Below are 22933 nucleotides of genomic sequence, written 5' to 3' on the forward strand. Positions count from 1 at the left end.
CCGCCAGTTCGCTTGCGCCTTCAAAAGCGTCAGGCTTCCTTGAAGCGGTAGCCCACGCCGTAGAGGGTCTCGATCATTTCGAAAGTCTGGTCAACCGACTTGAACTTCTTGCGCAGGCGCTTGATGTGGCTGTCGATGGTCCTGTCGTCCACATAGACCTGGTCGTCATAGGCCGCATCCATCAGGGCGTTGCGGCTTTTCACCACCCCCGGGCGCGTGGCGAGCGCCTGCAGGATCAGGAATTCCGTCACGGTGAGGGTGACCGGCTCGCCCTTCCAGGTGCAGGCATGGCGTTCCGGGTCCATCTTGAGCTGCCCGCGCTCGAGCGCCTTCGGGTCGGCCTCCTTGGGCGCGGTCTGGTCCTTGGGCGCGAAACGGCGCAGAACGGCCTTCACGCGCTCGACCAGCAGACGCTGGGAGAACGGCTTCCGGATGAAGTCGTCGGCGCCCATCTTGAGGCCGAACAATTCGTCGATCTCCTCGTCCTTCGAGGTCAGGAAGATCACCGGCAGGTCCGATTTCTGGCGCAGGCGGCGCAGCAGCTCCATGCCGTCCATGCGCGGCATCTTGATGTCGAAGATGGCGAGATCCGGCGGGGCATGCTTGAGCCCGTCCAGGGCCGAGGCTCCGTCCGTATAAGTCTGAATGCGGTAGCCCTCCGCCTCGAGGGCGATGGACACAGAGGTCAGGATATTGCGATCGTCATCGACGAGGGCGATCGTTGGCATGAACTCTTCCTTAGCTTAAGCACGGGCGAATGTCGGCTGTTTCGTCCCGTCTGACAACGCAGAGGGCCCAAAAATGTCCCCAACTGCGCCTTTCTCGTGGCACAAATATGGTTTCGCCCAGGAGATGGACCAGGGGGTGGCCCTGACGTGGTGCCTGTGAGACGGCAATTCAACCGAGGCCGAACCATCGGTCGCGGCCGCAAGAACACGGCTCCGATGCCCGCGTGTGTTTTCCCTTGCGGCAGGTAACCATCATACGAAAGAACTCGAAAAATCCCGGAAATCCAGGCGAATGAGCCGATTGAAGGTCTGGCATCCGGGAAAATAGAATGCGATGAAACGGCCAGAGTTGACCGGATCGGCAGCTGACCTAAAGAAGGTTCCATGTTCAAGCGTGACGGCAAAGTTTTGCCCGAATTGTTTGGCCCTACCCATCCGACGGCCATCGGACAGCGGCCCATCCGGCCGCGCGGTGACCGGCAATCAGGAGAAGTCTTCCGTGGAAAATATCGGCGTGTTCAACAGCGCACAGGGCGCTGAGGGCTCCGGCCTCCGCAACCTCAAACGGGTCTATTGGAATCTCGAGGCGCCCGCGCTCTACGAGCAGTCCCTGACCCGGGGCGAGACCAGGCTGGTGCAGGGCGGTGCGCTTCTGGCCGACACCGGCGTGCATACGGGCCGCTCGCCAAAGGACAAGTTCGTGGTGCGCGACGAGACCACGGAAAACACCGTTTGGTGGGACAATAACGGCGCCATCACCCCCGGCCATTTCGATACCCTGCTGGCCGACTTCCTCGCCCATGCCGAGGGCAAGGAGCTGTTCGCGCAGGATCTCTACGGCGGCGCCGATCCGGCCTACCGGGTCAAGGCCCGCGTCTTCACGGAATATGCCTGGCATTCCCTCTTCATCCGCAACCTGCTGATCCGCCCCGATCGCGGCGAGCTCACCGATTATGTGCCGGGACTGACCATCATCGACCTGCCGTCCTTCAAGGCCGATCCGGCCCGTCACGGCTGCCGCACGGAAACGGTCATTGCCTGCGACTTCAAGCGCAAGATCGTGCTCATCGGCGGCACGTCCTATGCGGGCGAGATGAAGAAGTCGGTCTTCACCTATCTCAACTACGTCCTGCCCGCCCAGAAGATCATGCCCATGCATTGCTCCGCCAATGTGGGCGACAGGGGCGACGTGGCCGTGTTCTTCGGCCTCTCCGGCACCGGCAAGACCACGCTCTCCAACGATCCGGACCGCGTTCTGCTCGGCGACGACGAGCATGGCTGGACCCCGAACGGCGTATTCAATTTCGAGGGCGGCTGCTACGCCAAGACCATCCGCCTCTCCCGCGAGGCGGAGCCGGAGATCTACGCCACCACCGAGCGCTTCGGCACGGTGCTGGAGAACGTGACCATCGACCCGATCACGCGCATTCCCGATTTCGACGACGCCTCGAAGACCGAGAACACGCGCTGCGCCTATCCGCTCGACTTCATTCCCAATGCAAGCCCCAGCGGCCGCGCCGGCATTCCGAAGAACATCGTGATGCTCACCTGCGATGCCTTCGGCGTGCTGCCGCCCATCGCCAAGCTGACGCCGGCGGAAGCCATGTACCACTTCCTCTCCGGCTACACCGCGAAGGTGGCGGGTACGGAAAAGGGCGTGAAGGATCCGGAGGCGACGTTCTCGACCTGCTTCGGCGCGCCCTTCATGCCGCGTCACCCCTCCGAATACGGCAACCTGCTGCGCGATCTCATCGCCAAGCACTCGGTCGATTGCTGGCTCGTCAACACGGGCTGGACCGGCGGCAAATACGGCGTCGGCCGGCGCATGCCGATCCGCGTCACCCGCCGCCTGCTGACGGCGGCGCTCGACGGCTCGCTCTCCCGCGCCGATTTCCGCCGCGATCCCTATTTCGGCTTCGCGGTGCCGACCTCGGTGCCCGGCGTCGAGCCGCACATCCTCTATCCGGTCAAGACCTGGCAGAACAAGGCGGAATTCGCCGAGACCGCCCAGCGCCTGATCGACATGTTCAATGAGAACTTCAAGCGCTTCGAAGGCCACGTGGACTCGGACGTCCGCTCCGCCGCCCCGCAGACCTCGATCGCGGCTTAGCGAATAAAGTTACAATCTTTTCGGAATAATGTTACCAAGGCGGCCCATGGGCCGCCTTTTCTCATTTCCTGCAAAGCTGCTTCTCGCCGGCATCGCCATCGGCCTGATGGCCTCTCCTGCCATGGCGGAAGTCTGCGACAAGGTCATGAGCGGGGTCGGCGCCGGCTGGCCGATGCCCGTAGGCTTGTGGCGCCATCTGCTGAACGAGCTTCTGTCCTTTCCCGTCCTGATCGGATTGGGCGTCGCTGCCATCACGATTGCGGATCCCAAATTCGGCCGCTGGTTCTCACTTCCGGCCGGTCTGGGGGTCGGAACGCTCGCCGCGATGTCGGTCCAAGAGAACCTGTTTCCGCGTCAGCTCGTGGAATTGGCACGCCTGGAGGGCTGCGGCGATGCCTATTGGGCAAGCGCCATCCTCTCCACGCTCGTGACCGTCCTGTTGATGAGCACCTTCGTCTGGTCGTTCTACCGAAAGTCCGACCAGGACAGCTGATGCGACTTCGCACTCCCGACGATCGGGCTGGGACGTCATTCTTCCCTAACGGAAGAAAGAAGGAATTCCGCGCGGCCGCGAAGCTCGCGACGCTAAAGTCACCCCAGACGCTTCCCAGCCATGCATTAAAGGAATTCTGAAAAAGCAAAATGCCTGTATGATGACAGGCAAGTAAGACGGGATTCGCCTAGGGCGTTCTCGCGTCCAGGTGGGATCCGCTCGTGCTCCAGCTGACAGGTGTTCTTTTCGCGATTGGCGCAAATGCTCTGTTTGCCGCCAGCGATACCCTCGTGAAGCTGCTTTCCACCCGCTATCCCATCTTCCAGATCATCGCCATGCAGGCGAGCGTGGCCTGCATCGTGGTGGGCTTCGTGATCTGGCGCGACAAAGCCTACCGGCTCTCGACTGTGCGAAACCCGAAACTGCTGATCAGCCGGGGCTTTCTTGCCGGAATCGGAACGGTGTCCGGTTTCTACGCCTTCTCGCTTCTGCCGCTCGCCGACGTCTACGCCATCACCTTCGGCTCGCCGCTCGTCGTCACGGTGGCGGCTGCGTGGCTCCTGGGTGAACGCACGGGGCTTGCCCGCTGGATCGCGATCCTGGTCGGCTTTGCAGGGATCCTGATCATGGTGCAGCCGGGACATGGCGCGCTGTCCCTCGGACATCTCGCCGCCTTCATGAATGTCTTCGTCGGCGCCGGCGTCGTCCTGATCATGCGCTCCATCGGCTCGCAGGAAAACCGCGCGATCATGGTTGCGGCCGTGATGGCAGGACAACTCGCGGCGAGCCTTCCGGGCGTGTTCATGAGCCACACGCCCGCCTGGAGCGATGTCGGTCTCGTCATCATCTCGGGTCTCGTGATGGTGGCGTCTCAGTTCCTCATGATCGAGGCCTTGCGCAGGGCTCCCGCCTCCAGCGTCGCGCCCATGCAATACACCAAGCTGGTCTGGGCTATTCCGGTGGGGCTTTTCGTGTTCGGTGACGAGCCGAAGCTGCATGTGCTCGCCGGCGCGCTCGTGGTGATCGGATCGGTCCTCTACCTGCTCAACCATCAGCGCCGGTCCGAAGGCTGGGCGCGCAGGGTGAGCGTCTCGGCGCCCGATGATCTCGAGCCGTCCGTGCAAGCGGAGTGTCTGAAGGGAGAGAAGCTTGGTTGAGACGAAAAGCATGTCGCCAACCTCTGGATCGCAGCTGTCGTTGCACGGCAGGACCGCGCTGATCGTCGGCGGGTCGAGCGGGATCGGCAATGCGATCGCCCACGGCTTTCAGTCCAGCGGCGCGCGGGTGGCGATCGCTGCCAGAACGCCTGCGAAAGTCGAAGAGGCGACGCGGCGCCTGCAGGCCTTCGATTCCGAGGCGAGAGGCTACGTGGTCGATGCCTCGCAGCCTGAGGAGATCGACCGGCTTGTCGAAGCGGTCCTCACCGATCTGGGGCCTCCGGACATTGTCGTGGTGTGCCAGGGCATCACGATTCTCAAACCCGCCGAGGCGTTCACGCCGGCGGAATATGGCGAGGTCATGCATACGAACCTGCGCAGCGTGTTCTTCACCTGCACCGGCTTCGGCCGCCCTATGCTGGAGCGCGGATCGGGCTCGATCATCACCATCGCCTCGCTCGCCGCCCATCGCGGCTGGCCGCTCGCCTCGGTCTACGCGGCCAGCAAGCATGGCGTCGTCGGGCTGACCAAGTCGCTCGCGGCGGAATGGGCGGATCGCAACGTGCGCGTCAACGCCATCTCGCCAGGCTTCTTCATGACCGATCTGAACCAGTCGAAGATGAGCCCGAAGCGCAAGGAGAACGCGCTTCTTCGCACGCCCATGGGCCGCTTCGGCCAGCTCGACGAGCTCGTCGGCGCCGCGATCTATCTCGCCTCGCCTGCATCAGGGTTCGTGACGGGAAGCGTCCTCAACGTCGACGGAGGCTACCTCGCCTCCGGCATCTGAACGGGTTCAGGCAACGAAGAACGGAATGCGCATTGCATGGCGATAGGTTTCGCCGGGACGCAGCACGGCCGAAGGGAAATGCGGAGTGTTCGGCGCGTTCGGATAGTTCTGCGTCTCGAGGGCGAAGCCTGCATGCTTCTCGTAAGAAGCACCGCCTTTGCCGGTGGCGGGGATCTTGCCGAAATGATTGGCGGTGTAGAACTGGACGCCCGGCTGGTTGGTCCAGATCTCCAGACCGCGGCCTGAGACCGGATCGAGAGCGCGGGCGGCGCGGTGCAGTGGAGTGCTCCCGCCATTGAGGCAGAAATTGTGGTCGTAGCCTGCTTCCGGCAGCTGCGCGGTGTCGTCGAACATGGCGCCGATGGGACGCGATGACCGGAAGTCGAAGGCGGTGCCTGCGACAGGCGCCAACTCGCCGGTCGGGATCTTGGCCGGGCCGACGGGCGTGTAGCGATCGGCGTCGATGACAAGGAGCTGGTCACGGATGTGCCCGCTGTCGTGGCCAGCGAGGTTCCAATAGCCGTGATGGACCAGATTGATGATGGTCGGCCGGTCGGTGGTCGCCTCCATCAGGATCTCGAGAGCGGCATCCGCCGTCAGCCTGTAGGTGACGGAGGCGGTGACGGCGCCCGGATAGCCTTCGTCGCCGTCGGGCCGGTGAAGCGTCATCCGCACCGCGTTGTTCGCCGTGTCGGCCTCGCCGCTCCAGACCCGCTTGCTGAACCCGCCAAGGCCGCCGTGGATGTGATTGGGCGGTTCGTCGACCGAGAGGGAATAGGTCTGCCCATTGAGCGTGAATGTTCCATCGGCGATGCGGTTGGCATAGCGGCCGCAGATCGCGCCGGCATTGCCGCGGGTACGGACGTAGGATTCGATGTCGTCGTAACCCAATACGATATCGGCTGAGCGCCCTTCGCGATCGGGGGCGAAGAGGCGGCTTACGGCCGCGGCATAGGTGATGATCGTCGCGCGGATCGCGCCGTTCTCGATCTCGAAGGCTTCGACGGGTTGACCGTCGATGGTGCCGAAGGCGGTTTTCTGGATGCTCATGACCGGACCACAAAAATGCCGGCAGCGCCGCCATGTGGCCTTGCTGCCGGCAGTTGGAGAGAACTCAAGCATCGGACGCAAAAGTGGAATCCACTTTTGGGATCCATCCGATGCTCCTTACTCATTTGGCGCATCGCATGATGCGCTAATGGATCTCGGGCTCCGGCACGCCGCCGGATCCTTCGAGGAAGTCGAAGTCGCAGCCTTCGTGGGCCTGGCGGATATGCTGCGCGAAGAGCTTGTTGTAGCCGCGCGGGTAGTCGCGCGGCGGCGGCGACCATGTGCGCAGGCGATCGGCGATCTGCTCGTCGCTGACGTGCAGATGGATCGAGCGGCTCGGCACGTCGACGGTGATCAGATCTCCGTTACGCACGGCGGCGAGCGGGCCGCCGATATGCGCCTCCGGCGAGACATGCAGGATGCAGGCGCCGTAGCTGGTGCCGCTCATGCGCGCATCGGAGATGCGCAGCATGTCGCGCACGCCCTGACGCAGGAGTTTCTTCGGGATCGGCAGCATGCCCCATTCCGGCATGCCAGGGCCTCCGATGGGCCCGGCATTGCGCAAGACCATGATGTGATCGGGCGTGACGTCGAGGTCGAGATCGTTCACGGCCTTCGTCATCTCGTCATAGGTGTCGAAGACGATGGCGGGGCCCGTATGCTGCAACAACCGCGGCTCGGCCGCCGGCGGCTTGATCACGCAGCCGTTCGGCGCGAGATTGCCGCGCAGGATCGCCGTGCCACCGGAGGCTGCGATCGGCTTGTCGAGCGGACGGATCACGTCGTCGTTGTAGACGGCGGCGCCTTCGAGCGCATCGCGCAAGGTGCCCGTCACCGTACGCTCGTCGAGATGGAGCAGGGGCTCGAGGCGGGAGAGAAGGCCGCGTATGCCGCCGGCGATGTGGAAATCCTCCATCAGCCATTCGCCCGAGGGACGCAGGTTGGCGATCACCGGCACCTTCTGCGCGAAATCGTCGAAATCCTGCAGGTTGACCTCGATGCCGGCACGGCCTGCCATCGCCACGAGATGGATCATCGCGTTGGTCGAGCCGGCGAGCGCATTGTGAACCATCAGCGCATTCTCGAAGGAACGCCGCGTGAGGATGTCGCTGGGTTTCAGATCGTCCCACACCATCTCGACGATCTTCCGGCCGGTGAGGCTCGCCATGCGCGGATGGGCGGCATCGACCGCCGGGATGGAGGCTGCTCCCGGCAAGCTCAACCCTAAGGTCTCGACGATGGAGGTCATGGTCGAGGCGGTGCCCATGGTCATGCAGGTACCGGGCGAACGCGCGATGCCGGCCTCCATATCGTTCCATTGCTGGTTCGTGATCGTGCCGGCTTCCTTCTCGGCCCAGTACTTCCAGATGTCGGATCCAGAGCCGAGGATCGTGCCGCCGTGGTGGCCGCGGATCATGGGGCCTGCCGGCATGAAGATCATCGGCAGGTTCATGCTGATCGCGCCCATCACGGTTGCGGGCGTGGTCTTGTCGCAGCCGCCCATGAGCACGGCACCGTCGATCGGGTGCGAGCGCAGCAACTCCTCCACCTCGAGCGCGAGGAGGTTGCGGTAGAGCATGGTGGTCGGCTTGACGAAGTTCTCCGACAACGACAGGGCCGGGAGCTCGATGGGGAAGCCACCGGCCTGCCACACGCCGCGCTTCACGTCTTCGACGCGCACGCGGAAATGCGCATGGCAGGGATTGATATCGCTCCAGGTATTGATGATGGCGATCACGGGCTTGCCCATGAAATCTTCGCGCGCATAGCCCATCTGCAGCGTGCGGGAGCGGTGCCCGAAGGACCGCAGATCGGTCACACCGAACCAGCGGTGACTTCTCAACTGCTCAGGCGTCCGCTTCGTCATGACCGTCTCTCTCCCTGCGCATTGCAGCGCAAAAGCCATATATCATACAAATTTAGAAATTGGTCGCCGTTTTGAGTGTGACTGTCAAGTGCGCAGAGCGGCTTCGGACGAGGGGTTAGAGCATCGGACCTGAAAGAAAATCTACTTTTGGGATCCCATCCGATGCCTCATCTCTTAGCCGGCGCATCATTGAGCGCGACCCGAGGGGCCGCGTCGGCGAATAACCGGGTCCGCGCTTTCGCACGATGCGCCGGGGGTTCAGGCTTTTGCGGAGGAGCGCAGCTTGGGCGCTCTGAGCGCAGGCTTCGCAGAATTCTGCGTGATCCGCTCCATGTAGCGGTTGCGGCTGTTGGCGAGATGCGCGCGCATCATCGCTGCAGCAAGATTCGAGTCGCCCATGGCGATGGCATCGCGGATCGCACGATGCTCGCGCTCGATCACGGCGAGATAATCCTGCTTGCCCTCATCCTCGTCCACCTGGCGCACGATATGCCGGCGGGGGACGGCGAAGCCGCCGAGGAAATCGAGGAACCGCGCGAAATACGGGTTCTTGGTTGCGCCTGCGAGGATGCGATGAAACTCGAGATCCGCCGCGATGCCGTAATCCTCGCCCTTGACGATGTTTTCGAGTGCACGGTCGAGCGCGGCCAGCTCCTCGTCCGTGCGGCGCACGGCGGCGAGCGAAGCGGCTTCCACCTCTACGGCGAGGCGCAATTCGAGCATCGCGAGAATGTCGTCGACCTCGCCATTGCTGAGGGAGGCGAAAAAATCCGATTTCGGCGGCGGCGGCAGCACGAAGGCGCCGGCACCTTGGCGGGTCTGAACGAGCTTGGCGGCTTTCAGCGCAGCCACGGCCTCGCGCACCACGGTCCGGCTCACGCCCGCGGCGGCTGCGAGTTCAGCCTCCGTCGGCAGACGATCGCCCGCCTGCAGCCGCCCTTCGGCGATCTCGCGCGAGATCGCTTCTGCCAGATCGCTCACCAGATTGCGTTTACGGGCGACGGTGTTGAGGGACAGGCCGGAGAGGAAGGTGCTTTCGGTCATCGAGCTCTTGCGTGCCTCTTGCAAGGCGCTGGAAAACTGGGATCCGCCCGTCGCCGCTTCCAATGGTCCGAAAGCGATCCGCCGGGCCTGCCCCGTGGGGCGGAGCGGAGGTCTGTCCTCGCGGACGAAGCGTCCGTTCTGGCTGACCAACTTGTCGTATGTCTCACTACTTGTCGAGACCCTCGAAGTCAAAGCAAATCGGTTTCACTGTCACATCTCCTGGTGGAAAAACGCCCGGCGCAGATGGAGTTTGACTTACCTGCGCCGGCTTGTCAAAATTTGTATGTTGCCATACAAGAATGGCGCCGGCTGATCCGAGGCCGACACTCAACGACAAATCGATCCAGGGAGGTTTTCTGATGAAGGCAGTTCTCGCGGCCATCGGCCTGTCCTGTCTCCTCGGTGTCGGCGCAGTCCAGGCGCAGGCACCGGCATGGCCGCAGAAACAGGTCACGATCGTCGTGCCTTTCGGCGCCGGCGGGACGACCGACCTCTTCGCCCGCATCGTCGCCGAGCAGCTTCAGGCCAAATACGGCAAGCCCTTCGTGATCGAGAACCGCCCGGGTGCCGGCGGCAATATCGGGACGACCGCCGTCGCCAAGGCCGCGCCGGACGGGCACACGCTTCTGGTCGGCACGGTGAGCACCCATGCCATCAACCCGTTCCTCTACAAGAACCTGCCGCACGACACGGAAAAGGATTTCGTGGCGATCACGGGCCTGGCCAAGCTTCCCAACCTGCTGGTCGTGACCCCCAAGGTACCGGTCAAGACTTTTGCCGAATTCGTCGAATACGCGAAGCAGAATCCCGGCAAGCTGAACTATGGCTCGTCCGGCGCCGGCACCTCGCAGCATCTCGCCGCCGAGCTGTTCCAGCTCAAGACCGGCGCGAAGATGACCCATGTGCCGTTCCGCAGCTCGCAGGACATCGTCAATGGCCTGATCGGCGGCCATATCGATCTCGCCTTCGACAACATGACCATCGCCTGGCCGCAGGCGCAGGCCGGCACCGTGCGCGCGCTCGCCGTCACCAGCCCGGAGCGCAGCGCGCAGGCGCCGGAAATCCCGGCCATCGCCGAGTCTCTGACCGGCTTCGACGCGACCTCATGGAACGGGCTGTGGGCGCCCGCCGGCACGCCTCAGGCTGTCGTCGACACCATCGCGGCGGATGTGAAGGCGATTCTCGAAAAGCCCGAGGTCCAGAAGAAGGCCGCCGAACTGGCCTCGACGCCTGCGCCGATGACGCCGAAGCAATTCGCCGAATACATCCAGGGCGAGCGGCAGAAATGGTCCGAGGTCGTGAAGGCCGTCGGCATCCAGCTCGGCCAGTGACGAATTCTATTATTCCTGAGCCGAGCGAATGAGCGACCGGCCCATCCAGAACAGCCATCAACACAGCGAGACATATCCATGCTGACAAAGATCGAAACCTCCGAACTCGCCCGCTCCGTTCTGGCCGTTCCGCCTTTCGCCCTGACGCCCGACTTCGAGGTGAGCCGCGAGGCCAATGCCAAGCTGATCCGCCACCTTGAAGCCGGCGGCGTGTCGACGCTGCTCTATGGCGGCAATGCCAACGTGCATAACTGGCCGGTCTCGCGCTTTGCCGACTGGCTCGACAGCCTCGAGGAATCGGTGGCCGACAGCACGTGGCTCATCCCCTCCGTCGGTCCGGACTGGGGCAAGCTCGTCGACGAGGCCGCGATCCTGAAAAGCCGCCGCTATCCCGCCGCCATGGCGCTGCCGATGATCGCGCCGCAGACGCCGGACGGCGTGGTGCGCGGCCTGCAGGAGTTCGTCGACCGGTCCGGCGTGCCGCTGATCGTCTACATCAAGACCGACGGCTACGTGCCCGCCAAGGCCATCGGGCGGATGGTGGAGCAGGGCGCCGTCTTCGGCATCAAATATGCCGTGCCGCGCAGCGACCTGACGCAGGATGCCTATCTGCAGGAGCTGATCGATGCGGTCGGTGCCGAGCGCATCGTGAGCGGCTTCGGCGAGCCGCCGGCCTTCCCGCATCTCACCCATTTCAAGCTCGCCGGCTTCACCGCCGGCTGCGTCTGCATCGCGCCGCATCTGTCGATGTCCTATCTCCACGCCCTCAAGCGCGGCGACGAGGCGGAGGCCAAGCGCCTGCTCGAAACCTTCCTGCCGCTCGAAGCCATCCGCGAACGTCACAACGCCATCCGCGTCCTGCACACGGCGGTCTCGCTCTCCGGCGTCGCCGATATGGGCCCGATCCTGCCGCTGCTCACCGAGGCGGATCCGGCGATCCACGGCGAGATCAAGGAGGCGGCGCGGGCGCTGCTCGCTGCTGAAATGACCGCTCGACAGCAGGCCGCTGCCGCGTAATGTGATCGGCCAAGTTGGTCGGCCGGACGCGATCCGGCAGCATGAAGGCGCCTGTGATTTCGATGGTTGAGTCCAATACCGGTCTCCTGGACGTGCTGTCCGCCCGTCTGGGAGCCAAGCATGTGATCGTCGATCCCGCTGAGATGGCGGGCTATCTCGTCGAGGAGCGGAAACTCTACCGCGGCACCGCCATGGCGGTGGTCCGTCCGGGCAGCACCGAAGAGGTTGCCTTCGTCGTCGGGGAATGCGCGAAGGCAGGAATCGCCATCGTGCCGCAGGGCGGCAATACCGGCCTCGTCGGAGGCGGCGTGCCGCATAAGGGCATCGTGCTCTCGCTCGCGCGGCTAGACCGCATCCGCGAGGTCAATGCCTTCAACGCCACGATCACAGCCGAGGCCGGCTGCATTCTTAAAAGCGTTCAGGACGCCGCCAACGCGGTCGATTGCATCTTCCCCCTGTCCCTCGCCTCGGAGGGCTCCTGCCGGATCGGCGGCAACATCGCCACCAATGCGGGCGGCGTGAACGTGCTGCGCTACGGCAATACCCGCGATCTCGTGCTCGGGCTCGAGGTGGTGCTGGCCGACGGGCGGATCTGGAACGGCCTCAAGGGCTTGCGCAAGGACAATATGGGCTACGACCTGAAGAACCTCTTCATCGGGTCGGAGGGGACGCTCGGCATCGTGACCGCCGCGGTGCTGAAGCTGTTTCCGCGACCCAAGACGCAGGTGGTCGCCTTCGTCGGCTGCGCCTCCCCCCATGCGGCGCTCGACCTCTTCGAGAGCCTGCGCCAGCGGGCGGGCGACGAGCTGACGGCCTTCGAGTTCATGCCGCGCTTCGCGCTTGAGATCGTGCTCAAGCATGCCCCCGGCGCAGTCCGCCCGCTCGCTGGCGATCATGCCGCCTATGCCCTGATCGAACTCTCCTCGCCTGACCCGGAACTCGACCTGCGCGAACAGCTGGAGAAGGTGCTGGAGGCGGCCTTCGAAGGCGGCACCATCGAGGATGCGACTATTGCGGCGAGCGACGCTCAGAACACGGCCCTCTGGCACTTGCGCGAAAGCCTCTCCGACGTGCAGGGGCTCGAGGGTGGCTCGATCAAGCACGACGTGTCCGTGCCCGTCTCCGAGGTCGCCGATTTCATCGTCACGGCAAGCCGGGCCTGCGAGGCGGCGCTGCCGAGCGTACGCGTCTGCGCCTTCGGCCATTTCGGCGACGGCAACATCCATTTCAACCTGAGCCAGCCCGTCGATATGGAGAAGCAGGTCTTCCTTTCGCAATGGGAGCGCTTCAACCGCATCGTCCACGACATCGTCCATGCCATGAACGGCTCGATCGCCGCCGAGCATGGGGTCGGGCTCATCAAGCGCGACGAGCTGGCGCGCTACAAGGACCCGGTCGCCCTGGACCTGATGCGCACCGTCAAGGCGGCGCTCGATCCGCACAACATTCTCAACCCAGGAAAGATCGTGTCCCTGGGCGAGGACCTGCCGCCGGCTCTGCCCGTCGGAAAGGCCTGAGGCACCCGTTCCGTTTTGCCGGCGGTTGAGGTAACAAGGCCAGGCCTGCCTGTCAGGTCACAGACAACCGGACGTAAAGCCACTGGACCTCCATGAGCGCTCCCGCCGTCAGCCGACAATTCGTTCGAGACGCAGAGGCGACGAAGCGCCGGATTCTCGACGCGGCAACGGCGGAATTCGCCGGCCACGGTTATGGCGGGGCAAGGGTCGACCAGATCGCGGAGGCCGCCCGCAGCAACAAGCGCATGCTTTATTACTATTACGGGAGCAAGGAGGCGCTGTTCCTGGCAACCCTCGAGGCGGCCTATGACCATATCCGCGCGGCGGAGCGGGAATTGCACCTGGAGGAATTGTCTCCGCTGCAGGCGCTGGAAGAGCTCGTGCGCTTCACGTGGAACTACTTCGTGAAGCATCCCGAGTTCATGATGCTGCTCAACACCGAGAACCAGCATCGCGCGAAGCACCTGAAGAAATCCGGGCAGGTGCACACCATGAACTCCCCGGTCATCGAGACCATCGGCGTCATCCTCAAGCGTGGCGAGGCCACAGGCGAGATCCGCCCCGGCATCGATCCTGTCCAGCTCTACGTGTCCATCGCCGGGCTCTGCTACTTCTACCTGTCCAACGTCTATACCCTCTCGGTGGCGTTCGGCCGCGAGCTTCTGTCCGCGCCCGCCATGAAGGAGCGCATCGACCACGTGGTCGATTTCGTGATCGCCGGCGTCAGCGCCTGATTTTTCCAAACGATGCTTGACATGTCCGACAACTCGGCCTCTAATTAACTGGTTGGTTACATAGAGCGGTCGAAGCCGCCCACGGAACCCATCGGAAACGCACTTGGGGATGACGCCATGTCGTCGAAGCTCGCGCGCGCCAGCCAGAATCTGCTAAATTCGGCCTGGATCAGGCCGTTCGGACTATTGGTCCATAGCCGCGGTCATCTGGACTAACGATCATGTCAGGCACGCGACTTCGCATCCGTGACATCCAGACCTTTGAGCGGCCGATGCGCTTCGCGCGCCCGTTCCGCTTCGGCCTCGTGACCGTCGACGAGGCGCCGCAGGCTTTCGTGCGGGTGGAGGTCGAGGTCGAGGGGGCTGGCGTAGCAACCGGCATCACCGCCGAGATGATGATGCCGAAATGGTTCGACAAGAACCCGGCCAAGACGCCCCACGACACCATCGCGGATCTGAAGGCGAGCGTCGGGGAGGCTGCGCGCTCCTATGCCGAGGCGAAGGAGTGGGACACGGCCTTCGGCCACCATGCCCGCGGTTTTACGGCGCAGAAGATATGGGCCGCGGACAAGGGCCTTCCCGGCCTCGCCGCATCCTATGGGCCGGCGCTGATCGACAAGGCGGTCGCCGACGGCCTGCTCAAGGCACTCAAGTTTCCCTTCCAGGACGGGTTGCGGCGCAACGTCTTCGGCATCGATGCGCGGCTGACGCCTGATCTCGACGAGGGGCGCATTCAGGCCTTCCTGGCAGGGATACGACCGGTCGGCGAGGTTCGCCTGCGGCACACGATCGGGATGCTGGATGCGCTCGAGGGCGAGGGCAGCCTTGCGGAGGAGATCGCTCACGCGCGGCTGCAGATGTTCAAGATCAAGATCGGCGGCGATGTCGAGGCGGATATCGCGCGGCTGCAGGCGATCCATGAGCTTCTGTCGCGGCAGGTTCCGGACTACCGCGCGACGCTCGACGCCAACGAGCAATACGACCCTGAGCGTCTGCGGACGCTTCTTCGGGCGATGCAGAGCGGCTCTCTGAAAAGTTTCCGCGAGCGCCTGCTTTATATCGAACAGCCCTTCGACCGGGCCGGGACCTTCGCGGCGCCTCTCGGCGATCTCGCCGCCGAGATCCCGTTCATCATCGACGAGGCCGATGGCGATTACGATGCCTTCCCGCGCGCGGTCGAGCTCGGCTATCGCGGCGTCTCCTCGAAAGCCTGCAAGGGATTCTACAAGTCGGTCCTGAACGGCGTGCGCGTGGCAGGCCTCAATGAGCGGCAGCCGGGCCGGTTCTTCGTCTCCGCCGAGGATCTCACCTGTCAGGCAGGGCTCGGGATCGAGCAGGACACGGTACTCGTCGCGACGCTCGGGCTCACCCATGCCGAGCGTAACGGGCACCACTACGTCGAGGGCTTCGGCCCCGCACCGGATGCGGAAGCGGCGCATTTCGCCGCCGCGCATCCCGATCTCTACCGAACGCAGGGCGGCCGCATCGGCCTTGCTTTCGAACGCGGCTCGCTTGCGACCGCCTCCCTATTGTCTGCCCCAGGTTTCGCCGGCGGTGCCGAGCCTGACTGGAGCAGTCTCGTTCCTCTCTCACACCATTATCGATAGGAGTTTTCATCATGGCTCAACGCAGATTAGGCATCGTGATGCATGGCATCACCGGCCGCATGGGAATGAACCAGCACCTCATCCGCTCGGTGGCCGCTATCCGCGCGCAAGGGGGCGTGACGCTCTCCGACGGCTCGAAGGTTCAGCTCGATCCGATCCTCGTCGGACGCAACGCGGATAAGATCGAAGAGCTCGCGAAGACATACGGCATCGAGCGCTGGACGACCGATCTCGACAAGGCCATCGCCGATCCGAAGGACGAGATCTTCTTCGATGCGGCGACGACGCAGATGCGCCCGACGCTGCTCGAGCAGGCGATCAACGCCGGCAAGCATATCTATTGCGAGAAGCCGATCTCCACGAACCTGCCCGAGGCGCTGAAGATCGTCCGTCTCGCCCGCGAGAAGGGCGTGAAGAACGGCACCGTGCAGGACAAGCTCTTCCTGCCCGGCCTGCAGAAGCTGAAGATGCTGCGCGATTCCGGCTTCTTCGGCCGCATGCTCTCGGTGCGCGGCGAGTTCGGCTATTGGGTGTTCGAGGGCGATTGGGGTCAGCCGGCGCAGCGCCCGTCGTGGAACTACCGCTCCGAGGACGGCGGCGGCATGATCCTCGACATGGTCTGCCACTGGCGCTACGTGCTCGACAACCTCTTCGGCGAGGTGCGTTCGGTCTCCTGCATCGGCTCGACGCATGTTCCCGAGCGTGTCGACGAGAAGGGCAAGACCTATCAGGCCACCGCCGACGATTCGGCTTACGCCACCTTCATGCTCGATGGCGGCGTGATCGCCCACATCAACATGTCCTGGTGCACCCGCGTCTATCGTGACGATCTCGTCACCTTCCACGTGGACGGCACGCATGGATCGGCCGTCGCCGGCCTCACCGATTGCGTGATCCAGCCGCGCCAGGCGACGCCGCGCCCGGTCTGGAACCCGGACCAGAAGCAGACCATCGACTTCTACGACACCTGGCAGCCGGTGCCGGACAACACGGTCTACGACAACGGCTTCAAGACGCAGTGGGAGATATTCGTCCGCCATGTCGTCGAGGATGCGCCGTACAAGTACACCCTCGTCGAAGGCGCCAAGGGCGTGCAGCTCGTGGAATGCGCCCTCGAGAGCTGGCGCGAGCGCCGCTGGGTCGACGTGCCGCCGCTGAATGTCGGCGCTTCGAAGGAGAAGCAGCATGAACCGGCCTGAAACCGTCAGCGCCCTGTCGATCCGCCTGCCGCAGGCGGATCGCAGCCTGGAGACCTATAAGCTCTCCGCGCCCAAGTCCTTCCCGGACAAGGTCAGCGGGCCGATGAACCGCATCGCGTTCTCGGCTGCCCATGTGGTGGCCGATCCGCTCGCCGATGCGGATCCGTGGCTGCAGGCCGCCATCGACTGGGACAAGACTATCGCCTATCGCGAGCGTCTGTGGGATCTCGGCCTCGGCGTCGCCGAAGCCATGGACACGGCGCAGCGCGGGATGGGCCTCGACTGGCCGACCTCGCTCGAGCTGATCCGCCGCTCGGTCGGCGCCGCCAAGGCGCGAGGCGATGCCCTCGTGTTCTCCGGCGCCGGCACGGATCACCTGGCGCCGGAAGCCGCGCGCAGCATCGATGACGTGATCCGCGCCTACGAGGAGCAGTTCGCCGCCATCGAAGGAGTCGGCGGGCGCATCATCCTCATGGCTTCGCGTGCCCTCGCCCGCGTCGCCAAGTCGGCCGACGATTACGTCAAGGTCTATGACCGCATCCTCAGCCAGGCGAAGGAGCCCGTGATCATCCACTGGCTCGGCGACATGTTCGATCCGGCGCTCGCTGGCTATTGGGGCACGAGTGATCTCGATGCCGCGATGGATACCTGCGTGTCGATCATCAACAGCCATGCGGGCAAGGTCGACGGCGTCAAGATCTCCCTCCTCGACAAGGACAAGGAGATCGCCATGCGCCGCCGCCTCGACAAGGGCGTGCGCATGTATACGGGCGACGACTTCAACTATGCCGAGCTGATCGCAGGCGACGATCAGGGCTATTCGCACGCGCTGCTCGGCATCTTCGATGCCATCGCGCCGGCAGCCTCGTCGGCTCTCGTGAGTCTTGCCGCGGGCGACCTCGACGCGTTCCACGACGTGCTCGCGCCGACGGTGCCGCTGTCGCGGCACATCTTCCGGGCGCCGACGCGGTTCTACAAGACCGGCGTGGTGTTCATGGCCTATCTCAACGGCCATCAGGACCACTTCACCATGATCGGCGGACAGGAGAGCACCCGTTCGACCTTGCATCTCGCCGAGCTTTTCCGTCTGGCGGACAAGGCCGGCCTGCTGCGCGATCCCGACCTCGCAGTCGAGCGCATGCGCCACGTCCTCGCGACGCACGGGGTGGAGGCTTGAAGCATGCGTGACTTCACACGCGATCACCGCGCCCTGTCGATCAACACCGCGACGGTGAGAAAGCAGGGCGACCTCGTCGCCATCGCGGAGGCCTGCGCCAGAGCCGAGATCAAGGCGATCTCGCCCTGGCGCGACCAGGTGGCGAGTGTGGGCCTCAACCGCGCCGTGGCGGCCGTCAAGGATGCGGGGCTCGAACTCTCCGGCTATTGCCGCGGCGGCATGTTCCCGGCCGATGCGGCAAGGCTTCAGGAGGCGACCGACGACAACCGCCGTGCGGTGGACGAGGCGGTTGCGCTCGGCGCACCCTGCCTCGTGCTCGTGGTCGGCGGCCTGCCGCAATACTCGCGGCCGGGCTCCGAAGCCTCGAAGGACATCGATGCGGCGCGCGCCATGGTCGAGGACGGGATCGGGACGCTGCTCGAATATTCCCGCAAGGCCGATCTCCCGCTCGCCATCGAGCCGCTGCATCCGATGTACGCGGCGGACCGGGCCTGCGTGAACACCATGAGCCAGGCCCTCGACATCTGCGACCGGGTCGATCCGGAGCGCACGGGCATGCTCGGCCTTGCGGTCGACGTCTATCATGTGTGGTGGGATCCGAACCTCAAGGAACAGATCCGCCGCACCGGCCAGGACCGGCTGCTCGCCTATCACGTCTGCGACTGGCTCGTGCCGACGACCGACCTGCTGCTCGATCGCGGCATGATGGGCGACGGCGTCATCGATCTGCGCGGCATCCGCCAAGAGGTCGAGGCAGTCGGATATACCGGCTACTCGGAGGTGGAGATCTTCTCCGAGAACAACTGGTGGAAAAAGCCGATGGAGGAGGTGCTCGCCACCTGCATCGAGCGGCATCGCGCGGTCGTCTAAAAAGCCGCGCGTTCGCGATCTTTGACATCGTGTCTTGAACTTGGCTCCCGCCTACGGGCGGGAGCCACAACCCGTCACGCTGCGCGCGTCGGTTTCAGCAGAAACGGAGCGCCCGCAGCGTCTGCGATCTCGCGCAGTTTCAGCATCAACGTTTCCGGGATCGGAACGCCATTGGCGAGCCGCTCATCGCGGGCGGTCCATTCAGGTTCGCCGGGCACCAGAACCGGCTCATCGTCACGGATCGGCTTTACGGCATGCAGGGTGTCGATCACCACGTCCAGATCGGACTGGAAGTCTTGCCTTGCCCTGAAGGCCTCGGGATTCAGCGCCATGAAGAAATGGCCGATATTGTCCGGATCGGACGGCGTCTGCGTCAGGTTCCTGATCGGTGAAAAGGAGCCGCCCGAGAGGGTGCCCGACAGGATCTGGGCGATCAGGCCCAATCCGTATCCCTTATGCCCGCCCATTTCGGTGCCGGCACCGCCGACGGGGGTCAGCCCGCCCTCGCTGCCCTCGAAGATCAGTTTGAAGGCCTCTCCTGAACCGGTGACGGACCGGCCCTGGCCGTCGATCACCCATCCCGCTGGAAGGTCCTTGTCCTTGAGTGCGTAAACCTTGACCTTGTTCGCTGCGACGACGCTGGTGGAGATGTCGAGGCAGATGGGCCGGTGACGACCTGCCGGCGCTGCGATCGCAATCGGATTGGTGCCGAGAACGCGCTCGACGCCATTGGTCGGAACGACCGAAATCACGCGGGTGGTCGAGGAGACGACACCGATCAGCCCGCGCTCCGCTGCCATCGTGGCGTAGTAGCCCGCCGCGCCGAAATGATGCGAGTTGAACACCGATACGGCGCCGACATCGTGCGCCAGGGCTTTTTCGATGGCGAGATTCATGCCCATCAGCGCCGCCGGATGTCCCAATCCGGCGCCGCCGTCGATCAGGGCCGTGCTCGCGCTCTGCCGCACGATCCTCGGCTCGGCCCGGATCCGCAACTGACCGGCATTCTGCATCTGCGCATATTGCGTCAGCATCGAGATGCCGTGGGAGTCGATGCCGCGGAGGTCGGTCTCGACCATCACCTCCGCCGTGAGGCGCAGGGTCTCCTCGCTCATGCCCCAGGCGCGCAGGATCGCTTCGATCTGGGCGCGAATCACCTCGGCCGAGATAGTCTCGCTCGCGATCATTGGCTATTGTCTCAAGTGGTTGGTGCGACTGCTCCGGCGCGCGAAGCTAAAAAGGGAGGTGGACCAGGCCACCTCCCATCTTTGTCATCAGGCTGCAATGGCCTGTGTCGGATCGAGCAGCTTCGAGACGCTGACCATCTGGCCCGTCTTCGCGCTCTGCAGCGCCGCGACGCCGCACAGAACCGACATGGCGCCGGCGCGCGAGCCGGCCCGCTGCTTCAGGGGATCAGGCGTGCCCGGCTTGAACAGCATGTCCTGCAGCTTCGGATCGCCGCCGAAATGGCCGCCCGGCTCGTGCGGAACCTGGATAGTCTCGACGCCGCCGAAGTTCCGGACGAGCTGGATCTCGTCATATTCCGGCGTTTCCCAGGGCTGGCGCTCATATTGCCGCATCTGAATGCGGCCCTTGGTGCCGTCGAAGGCGATGAAATGCCCTTCGATGGGCATGTAGGTGTTGACCGAGTAGGTGACCTGCACGCCCTTCTTGTAGCGGATCATGGCCGACATCGTGTCGGGAATGTTGATCTCCTCACGGAACACGCAGGCATCGCGGACATAGCCGTCCTCGCGGGAGGGATCCTCGTAGAGGGCCTCGAGCCAGGGATCCTTGCTGATGTCCACGTAATAGTCGCAGTAGCTGGCATGTTCGCAGGTCTTGCAGCGCTCGCCGCGGAATGGGCCGGCCTTGCCGTATTTGCGCAGGCTCGCGAAGGCGAAGACCTGTTCCGGATCGTCGTCCAGATACCAGTTCATCAGGTCGAAATGGTGCGTGCTCTTGTGCACGAAAAGGCTGCCGGAATTTTCCTCCACCGCATGCCAGCGGCGGAAATAGTCGGCACCGTGCTTGTTGTCGAGAAACCAATGGAAATCGATGGAGGTGACATCGCCGATCACGCCCGAATTCAGCAGTTCCTTGATCTTCCGAACGGTGGGAGCGTAGCGGTAGTTGAAGGTCACATCGACGCGGCGCCCGGTGCGCTTTTCGGCATCCAGGATGCGCCGCACCTTCTCGGCCGTGGTGGTCATCGGCTTCTCGGTGATGACGTCGATGCCGGCCTCGAGGGCGCGCACGATGATCTCGTCGTGATTCGAATCCCGGGTGCAGACGATGACCTGGTCAGGCTTGACGGTAGCGATCATCTCCTGGGCGTCGGTGTAGATGGGGGCATCTATTCCCAGAAAGCCCCGCGCGCGCTCGGCCCGAAGGCGATTCTTGTCGCAGAGGGCGACGATCTCGACGTAGTTGCTGTAGTCCTTGACGACGTTGACGCCCCACATGCCCGTGCCGCGATGGCCGGTGCCGATGAGGGCGATCCGTTTCCTGCTTGAGCGGTCCATTCTCCTGAGGTCTCCTGCTGCTTCGCTCGGATGGTTATGAGAGCGTTAAATTTGTCAGACAAATTAGAGCTTTCAGTCTGAGGCGAACCACGGTGTGGGCTCTTTCCGTCTGCGTTTTATCTCTTGAAGAGGCTTCGGTCTCGAAGCTTAGACCGCCAAATTACATCATACAACTGGTTGACATACAACCATTCTAAATTCTAGCTTCATGCCGGACGGCGACAAAAGAAACGCGCCCCGTGACGGCTGAGGCCAGGATGGAAGACAGGCCTGAGCAGGCGCCACAAGAGGGCTGTCGTCGAGGGCCATAAATTCGCGCTGCCGATGAGGCAGCGTCACAAGAGGGAGACACGCCACATGACACATGACTTCGACCGCAGGACTTTATTAAAGGCGGCTCTTGGCTCCGCCGGACTTGCTGCCCTCGGCAGCGTGCCGGCCTTTGCCCAGGATTCCCGCATCCGCCTGTACTGGTGGGGATCCAAGGAGCGCTCCGACCGCACCCTGAAGGCGGTCTCGCTCTACCAGGACCGCAATGCCGGCGTGAAGATCGACGGCGAAACCCTGGCCTGGGGCGATTACTGGCCGCGGCTTGCCACTCAGGCGGCCGGCCGCAATGCTCCCGATCTGATTCAGATGGATTATCGCTACGTTGCGGAATATGCACGCCGCGGCGCTCTGCTGCCGCTCGACGAATTCGTCGGCAAGTCCCTCGACATCAGCGATTTCGACAAGGCGTCGCTCGACAGCTGCAAGGTCGACGGCAAGCTTTACGGCATCAATCTCGGCAACAACTCGAATGCCATGATCTACAACAAGGCCGCGTTCCAGAAGGCCGGCGTGGCCGAGCCGATCGACGTGACCTGGGACAAGTTCTTCGAACTCGCCGCCGCGGTGACGAAGGCGCATAACGGCGAATATTACGGTACGTCAGACGGCAGCGGAGAAGAATCGCCTTACGAGAACTGGCTGCGCCAGCGCGGCAAGGCGCTGTTCACCGAGGACGGCAAGCTCGGCCTCGACGAGAAGGACGCGACCGACTGGTTCGCCATGTGGGCCAAGGCGCGTGAAACGAAGGCTTGCCCGCCGGCCGATCTGCAGGCGCTCGACAAGAACAACATCGAGACCAACCTGCTCACGCAGGGCCGCGCGGCCTGCGCCTTCAACCATTCGAACCAGTATGTCGGCTACCAGGTTCTCAACAAGAACCCGCTCGGCATCACCATGTACCCGCAGGGCGCGGGCCCGAGCCCGGGCCATTACCTGAAGCCGTCGATGATGTGGAGCATCTATGCTCGCACCAAGGTGGCCGAGCCGGTTGTGAAGTTCGCGAACTTCACCGTGAAGGATGTCGAGGGCGCGAAGCTCCTCGGCGTGGAGCGCGGCGTTCCCGCCTCGCCGAAGATCCGCGAGGCGGTCTCGGCCGATCTCGACGCCATGGGCAAGCTCGTGGTCGACTTCATCTCGCACGTCACGCCGAAGGTCGGGCCGATCCCGCCCGCTCCGCCGAAGGGCGCCGGCGAGATCCAGACGATGCTGCGCCGCATCGCGGAGCAGGTCAGCTTCGGCCGCGTGTCCGTGGCCGATGGCGGCAAGCAATATGTCAGCGAGGCCCAGGCCATCTTAAGCCGCGCCTGACGCAAAGCTCCGCCTTTTGACTCACCAGGCCGACCCAGCCGAACCGGGTCGGCCTGTCCGTCTATCATGACATTGCAGTGAG

The 22933-nt window shown here is 63.9% G+C and carries 20 protein-coding genes; 14 read left to right on the forward strand and 6 right to left on the reverse strand.

Annotation, left to right across the window (positions count from 1 at the left end):
• Nucleotides 1-29: 29 nt before the first annotated feature.
• Nucleotides 30-728 (reverse strand): response regulator transcription factor, encoded by a 699-nt coding sequence (locus tag JKL46_RS24165; protein ID WP_201838205.1) that lies wholly within the window; start codon nucleotides 726-728, stop codon nucleotides 30-32.
• A 499-nt stretch (nucleotides 729-1227) separates the two neighbouring features.
• On the opposite strand from JKL46_RS24165, the gene JKL46_RS24170 reads away from it, so the two are divergent.
• The 4 genes from JKL46_RS24170 (at nucleotide 1228) to JKL46_RS24185 (ending at nucleotide 5275) form a co-directional block, all read left to right on the forward strand.
• Nucleotides 1228-2838 carry a phosphoenolpyruvate carboxykinase gene (locus JKL46_RS24170; protein ID WP_201838207.1) on the forward strand — a complete coding sequence of 537 codons (1611 nt, stop codon included), beginning with the start codon at nucleotides 1228-1230 and terminating at the stop codon, nucleotides 2836-2838.
• A 46-nt stretch (nucleotides 2839-2884) separates the two neighbouring features.
• Nucleotides 2885-3331 (forward strand): hypothetical protein, encoded by a 447-nt coding sequence (locus JKL46_RS24175; RefSeq protein ID WP_201838210.1) that lies wholly within the window; start codon nucleotides 2885-2887, stop codon nucleotides 3329-3331.
• Between the two features lie 221 nt (nucleotides 3332-3552).
• Nucleotides 3553-4488 carry an EamA family transporter gene (locus tag JKL46_RS24180; protein ID WP_201838212.1) on the forward strand — a complete coding sequence of 312 codons (936 nt, stop codon included), beginning with the start codon at nucleotides 3553-3555 and terminating at the stop codon, nucleotides 4486-4488.
• A gap of 10 nt (nucleotides 4489-4498) precedes the next feature.
• Complete coding sequence (locus JKL46_RS24185) at nucleotides 4499-5275, forward strand: SDR family NAD(P)-dependent oxidoreductase (RefSeq protein ID WP_201838214.1); 777 nt, start codon at nucleotides 4499-4501, stop codon at nucleotides 5273-5275.
• 6 nt (nucleotides 5276-5281) lie between these two features.
• Here the strand turns inward: JKL46_RS24185 and JKL46_RS24190 are convergent, their stop codons facing one another.
• The 3 genes from JKL46_RS24190 to JKL46_RS24200 form a co-directional block, all read right to left on the reverse strand.
• Entirely contained in the window at nucleotides 5282-6325 is a 1044-nt protein-coding gene (locus tag JKL46_RS24190) for an aldose epimerase family protein (RefSeq protein WP_201838216.1), read from the reverse strand.
• Nucleotides 6326-6470: 145 nt separating this feature from the next.
• Nucleotides 6471-8192: an L-arabinonate dehydratase gene (gene araD, locus JKL46_RS24195; RefSeq protein ID WP_201838218.1), complete on the reverse strand. Its 1722-nt coding sequence runs from the start codon at nucleotides 8190-8192 to the stop codon at nucleotides 6471-6473.
• 258 nt (nucleotides 8193-8450) lie between these two features.
• A complete protein-coding gene (locus tag JKL46_RS24200; protein ID WP_201838220.1) occupies nucleotides 8451-9236 on the reverse strand; it encodes a FadR/GntR family transcriptional regulator in 786 nt (261 codons plus the stop codon).
• Between JKL46_RS24200 and JKL46_RS24205 the strand changes: the two genes are divergently transcribed.
• From JKL46_RS24205 to JKL46_RS24245, 9 genes are all read left to right on the forward strand, one after another.
• Nucleotides 9223-9549, forward strand: coding sequence for a hypothetical protein (locus JKL46_RS24205; protein WP_201838222.1), 327 nt, complete (start codon nucleotides 9223-9225; stop codon nucleotides 9547-9549). The genes JKL46_RS24200 and JKL46_RS24205 overlap by 14 nt on opposite strands.
• Before the next feature lie 46 nt (nucleotides 9550-9595).
• Nucleotides 9596-10567, forward strand: a complete 972-nt coding sequence (locus JKL46_RS24210) for a Bug family tripartite tricarboxylate transporter substrate binding protein (RefSeq protein WP_201838224.1) — start codon at nucleotides 9596-9598, stop codon at nucleotides 10565-10567.
• 78 nt (nucleotides 10568-10645) lie between these two features.
• Nucleotides 10646-11584 (forward strand): dihydrodipicolinate synthase family protein, encoded by a 939-nt coding sequence (locus JKL46_RS24215; protein WP_201838225.1) that lies wholly within the window; start codon nucleotides 10646-10648, stop codon nucleotides 11582-11584.
• 62 nt (nucleotides 11585-11646) lie between these two features.
• Nucleotides 11647-13101 (forward strand): FAD-binding oxidoreductase, encoded by a 1455-nt coding sequence (locus JKL46_RS24220; RefSeq protein ID WP_246529492.1) that lies wholly within the window; start codon nucleotides 11647-11649, stop codon nucleotides 13099-13101.
• Between the two features lie 92 nt (nucleotides 13102-13193).
• On the forward strand, nucleotides 13194-13835 hold the full coding sequence (locus tag JKL46_RS24225) for a TetR/AcrR family transcriptional regulator (protein WP_201838227.1): 642 nt from the start codon (nucleotides 13194-13196) through the stop codon (nucleotides 13833-13835).
• 221 nt (nucleotides 13836-14056) lie between these two features.
• Complete coding sequence (locus JKL46_RS24230; protein WP_201838228.1) at nucleotides 14057-15442, forward strand: enolase C-terminal domain-like protein; 1386 nt, start codon at nucleotides 14057-14059, stop codon at nucleotides 15440-15442.
• A gap of 11 nt (nucleotides 15443-15453) precedes the next feature.
• A complete protein-coding gene (locus tag JKL46_RS24235) occupies nucleotides 15454-16641 on the forward strand; it encodes a Gfo/Idh/MocA family protein (RefSeq protein WP_201838229.1) in 1188 nt (395 codons plus the stop codon).
• Nucleotides 16628-17818 (forward strand): dihydrodipicolinate synthase family protein, encoded by a 1191-nt coding sequence (locus JKL46_RS24240; RefSeq protein ID WP_201838230.1) that lies wholly within the window; start codon nucleotides 16628-16630, stop codon nucleotides 17816-17818. Before JKL46_RS24235 ends, JKL46_RS24240 begins: the two co-directional genes overlap by 14 nt.
• Before the next feature lie 3 nt (nucleotides 17819-17821).
• On the forward strand, nucleotides 17822-18688 hold the full coding sequence (locus JKL46_RS24245) for a sugar phosphate isomerase/epimerase family protein (RefSeq protein ID WP_201838232.1): 867 nt from the start codon (nucleotides 17822-17824) through the stop codon (nucleotides 18686-18688).
• Nucleotides 18689-18762: 74 nt separating this feature from the next.
• Here JKL46_RS24245 and JKL46_RS24250 read toward each other — a convergent pair whose 3' ends face one another.
• Nucleotides 18763-19875 carry an Ldh family oxidoreductase gene (locus JKL46_RS24250; RefSeq protein WP_201838234.1) on the reverse strand — a complete coding sequence of 371 codons (1113 nt, stop codon included), beginning with the start codon at nucleotides 19873-19875 and terminating at the stop codon, nucleotides 18763-18765.
• 87 nt (nucleotides 19876-19962) lie between these two features.
• The gene (locus JKL46_RS24255) at nucleotides 19963-21213 is read right to left on the reverse strand and encodes a Gfo/Idh/MocA family protein (RefSeq protein ID WP_201838236.1); all 1251 of its coding nucleotides are present in this window, start codon (nucleotides 21211-21213) and stop codon (nucleotides 19963-19965) included.
• 357 nt (nucleotides 21214-21570) lie between these two features.
• Here JKL46_RS24255 and JKL46_RS24260 point away from each other — a divergent pair, with 357 nt between their 5' ends.
• Entirely contained in the window at nucleotides 21571-22851 is a 1281-nt protein-coding gene (locus JKL46_RS24260) for an ABC transporter substrate-binding protein (RefSeq protein ID WP_201838238.1), read from the forward strand.
• Nucleotides 22852-22933 lie beyond the last annotated feature (82 nt).

Source organism: Microvirga zambiensis WSM3693 (genome assembly GCF_016735695.1).
In the GTDB taxonomy this organism is placed as follows: domain Bacteria; phylum Pseudomonadota; class Alphaproteobacteria; order Rhizobiales; family Beijerinckiaceae; genus Microvirga; species Microvirga zambiensis.

Bases quoted from the DNA above. Each gene is read 5' to 3' on its own strand.
- JKL46_RS24165 (WP_201838205.1), bottom strand. From the start codon at position 728: ATGCCAACGATCGCCCTCGTCGATGACGATCGCAATATCCTGACCTCT.
- JKL46_RS24245 (WP_201838232.1), top strand. From the start codon at position 17,822: ATGCGTGACTTCACACGCGATCACCGCGCCCTGTCGATCAACACCGCG.
- JKL46_RS24190 (WP_201838216.1), bottom strand. From the start codon at position 6,325: ATGAGCATCCAGAAAACCGCCTTCGGCACCATCGACGGTCAACCCGTC.
- JKL46_RS24240 (WP_201838230.1), top strand. From the start codon at position 16,628: ATGAACCGGCCTGAAACCGTCAGCGCCCTGTCGATCCGCCTGCCGCAG.
- JKL46_RS24260 (WP_201838238.1), top strand. From the start codon at position 21,571: ATGACACATGACTTCGACCGCAGGACTTTATTAAAGGCGGCTCTTGGC.
- JKL46_RS24230 (WP_201838228.1), top strand. From the start codon at position 14,057: ATGTCAGGCACGCGACTTCGCATCCGTGACATCCAGACCTTTGAGCGG.
- JKL46_RS24220 (WP_246529492.1), top strand. From the start codon at position 11,647: ATGGTTGAGTCCAATACCGGTCTCCTGGACGTGCTGTCCGCCCGTCTG.
- araD (WP_201838218.1), bottom strand. From the start codon at position 8,192: ATGACGAAGCGGACGCCTGAGCAGTTGAGAAGTCACCGCTGGTTCGGT.
- JKL46_RS24210 (WP_201838224.1), top strand. From the start codon at position 9,596: ATGAAGGCAGTTCTCGCGGCCATCGGCCTGTCCTGTCTCCTCGGTGTC.
- JKL46_RS24185 (WP_201838214.1), top strand. From the start codon at position 4,499: ATGTCGCCAACCTCTGGATCGCAGCTGTCGTTGCACGGCAGGACCGCG.
- JKL46_RS24200 (WP_201838220.1), bottom strand. From the start codon at position 9,236: ATGACCGAAAGCACCTTCCTCTCCGGCCTGTCCCTCAACACCGTCGCC.
- JKL46_RS24255 (WP_201838236.1), bottom strand. From the start codon at position 21,213: ATGGACCGCTCAAGCAGGAAACGGATCGCCCTCATCGGCACCGGCCAT.
- JKL46_RS24215 (WP_201838225.1), top strand. From the start codon at position 10,646: ATGCTGACAAAGATCGAAACCTCCGAACTCGCCCGCTCCGTTCTGGCC.
- JKL46_RS24250 (WP_201838234.1), bottom strand. From the start codon at position 19,875: ATGATCGCGAGCGAGACTATCTCGGCCGAGGTGATTCGCGCCCAGATC.
- JKL46_RS24225 (WP_201838227.1), top strand. From the start codon at position 13,194: ATGAGCGCTCCCGCCGTCAGCCGACAATTCGTTCGAGACGCAGAGGCG.
- JKL46_RS24175 (WP_201838210.1), top strand. From the start codon at position 2,885: ATGGGCCGCCTTTTCTCATTTCCTGCAAAGCTGCTTCTCGCCGGCATC.
- JKL46_RS24235 (WP_201838229.1), top strand. From the start codon at position 15,454: ATGGCTCAACGCAGATTAGGCATCGTGATGCATGGCATCACCGGCCGC.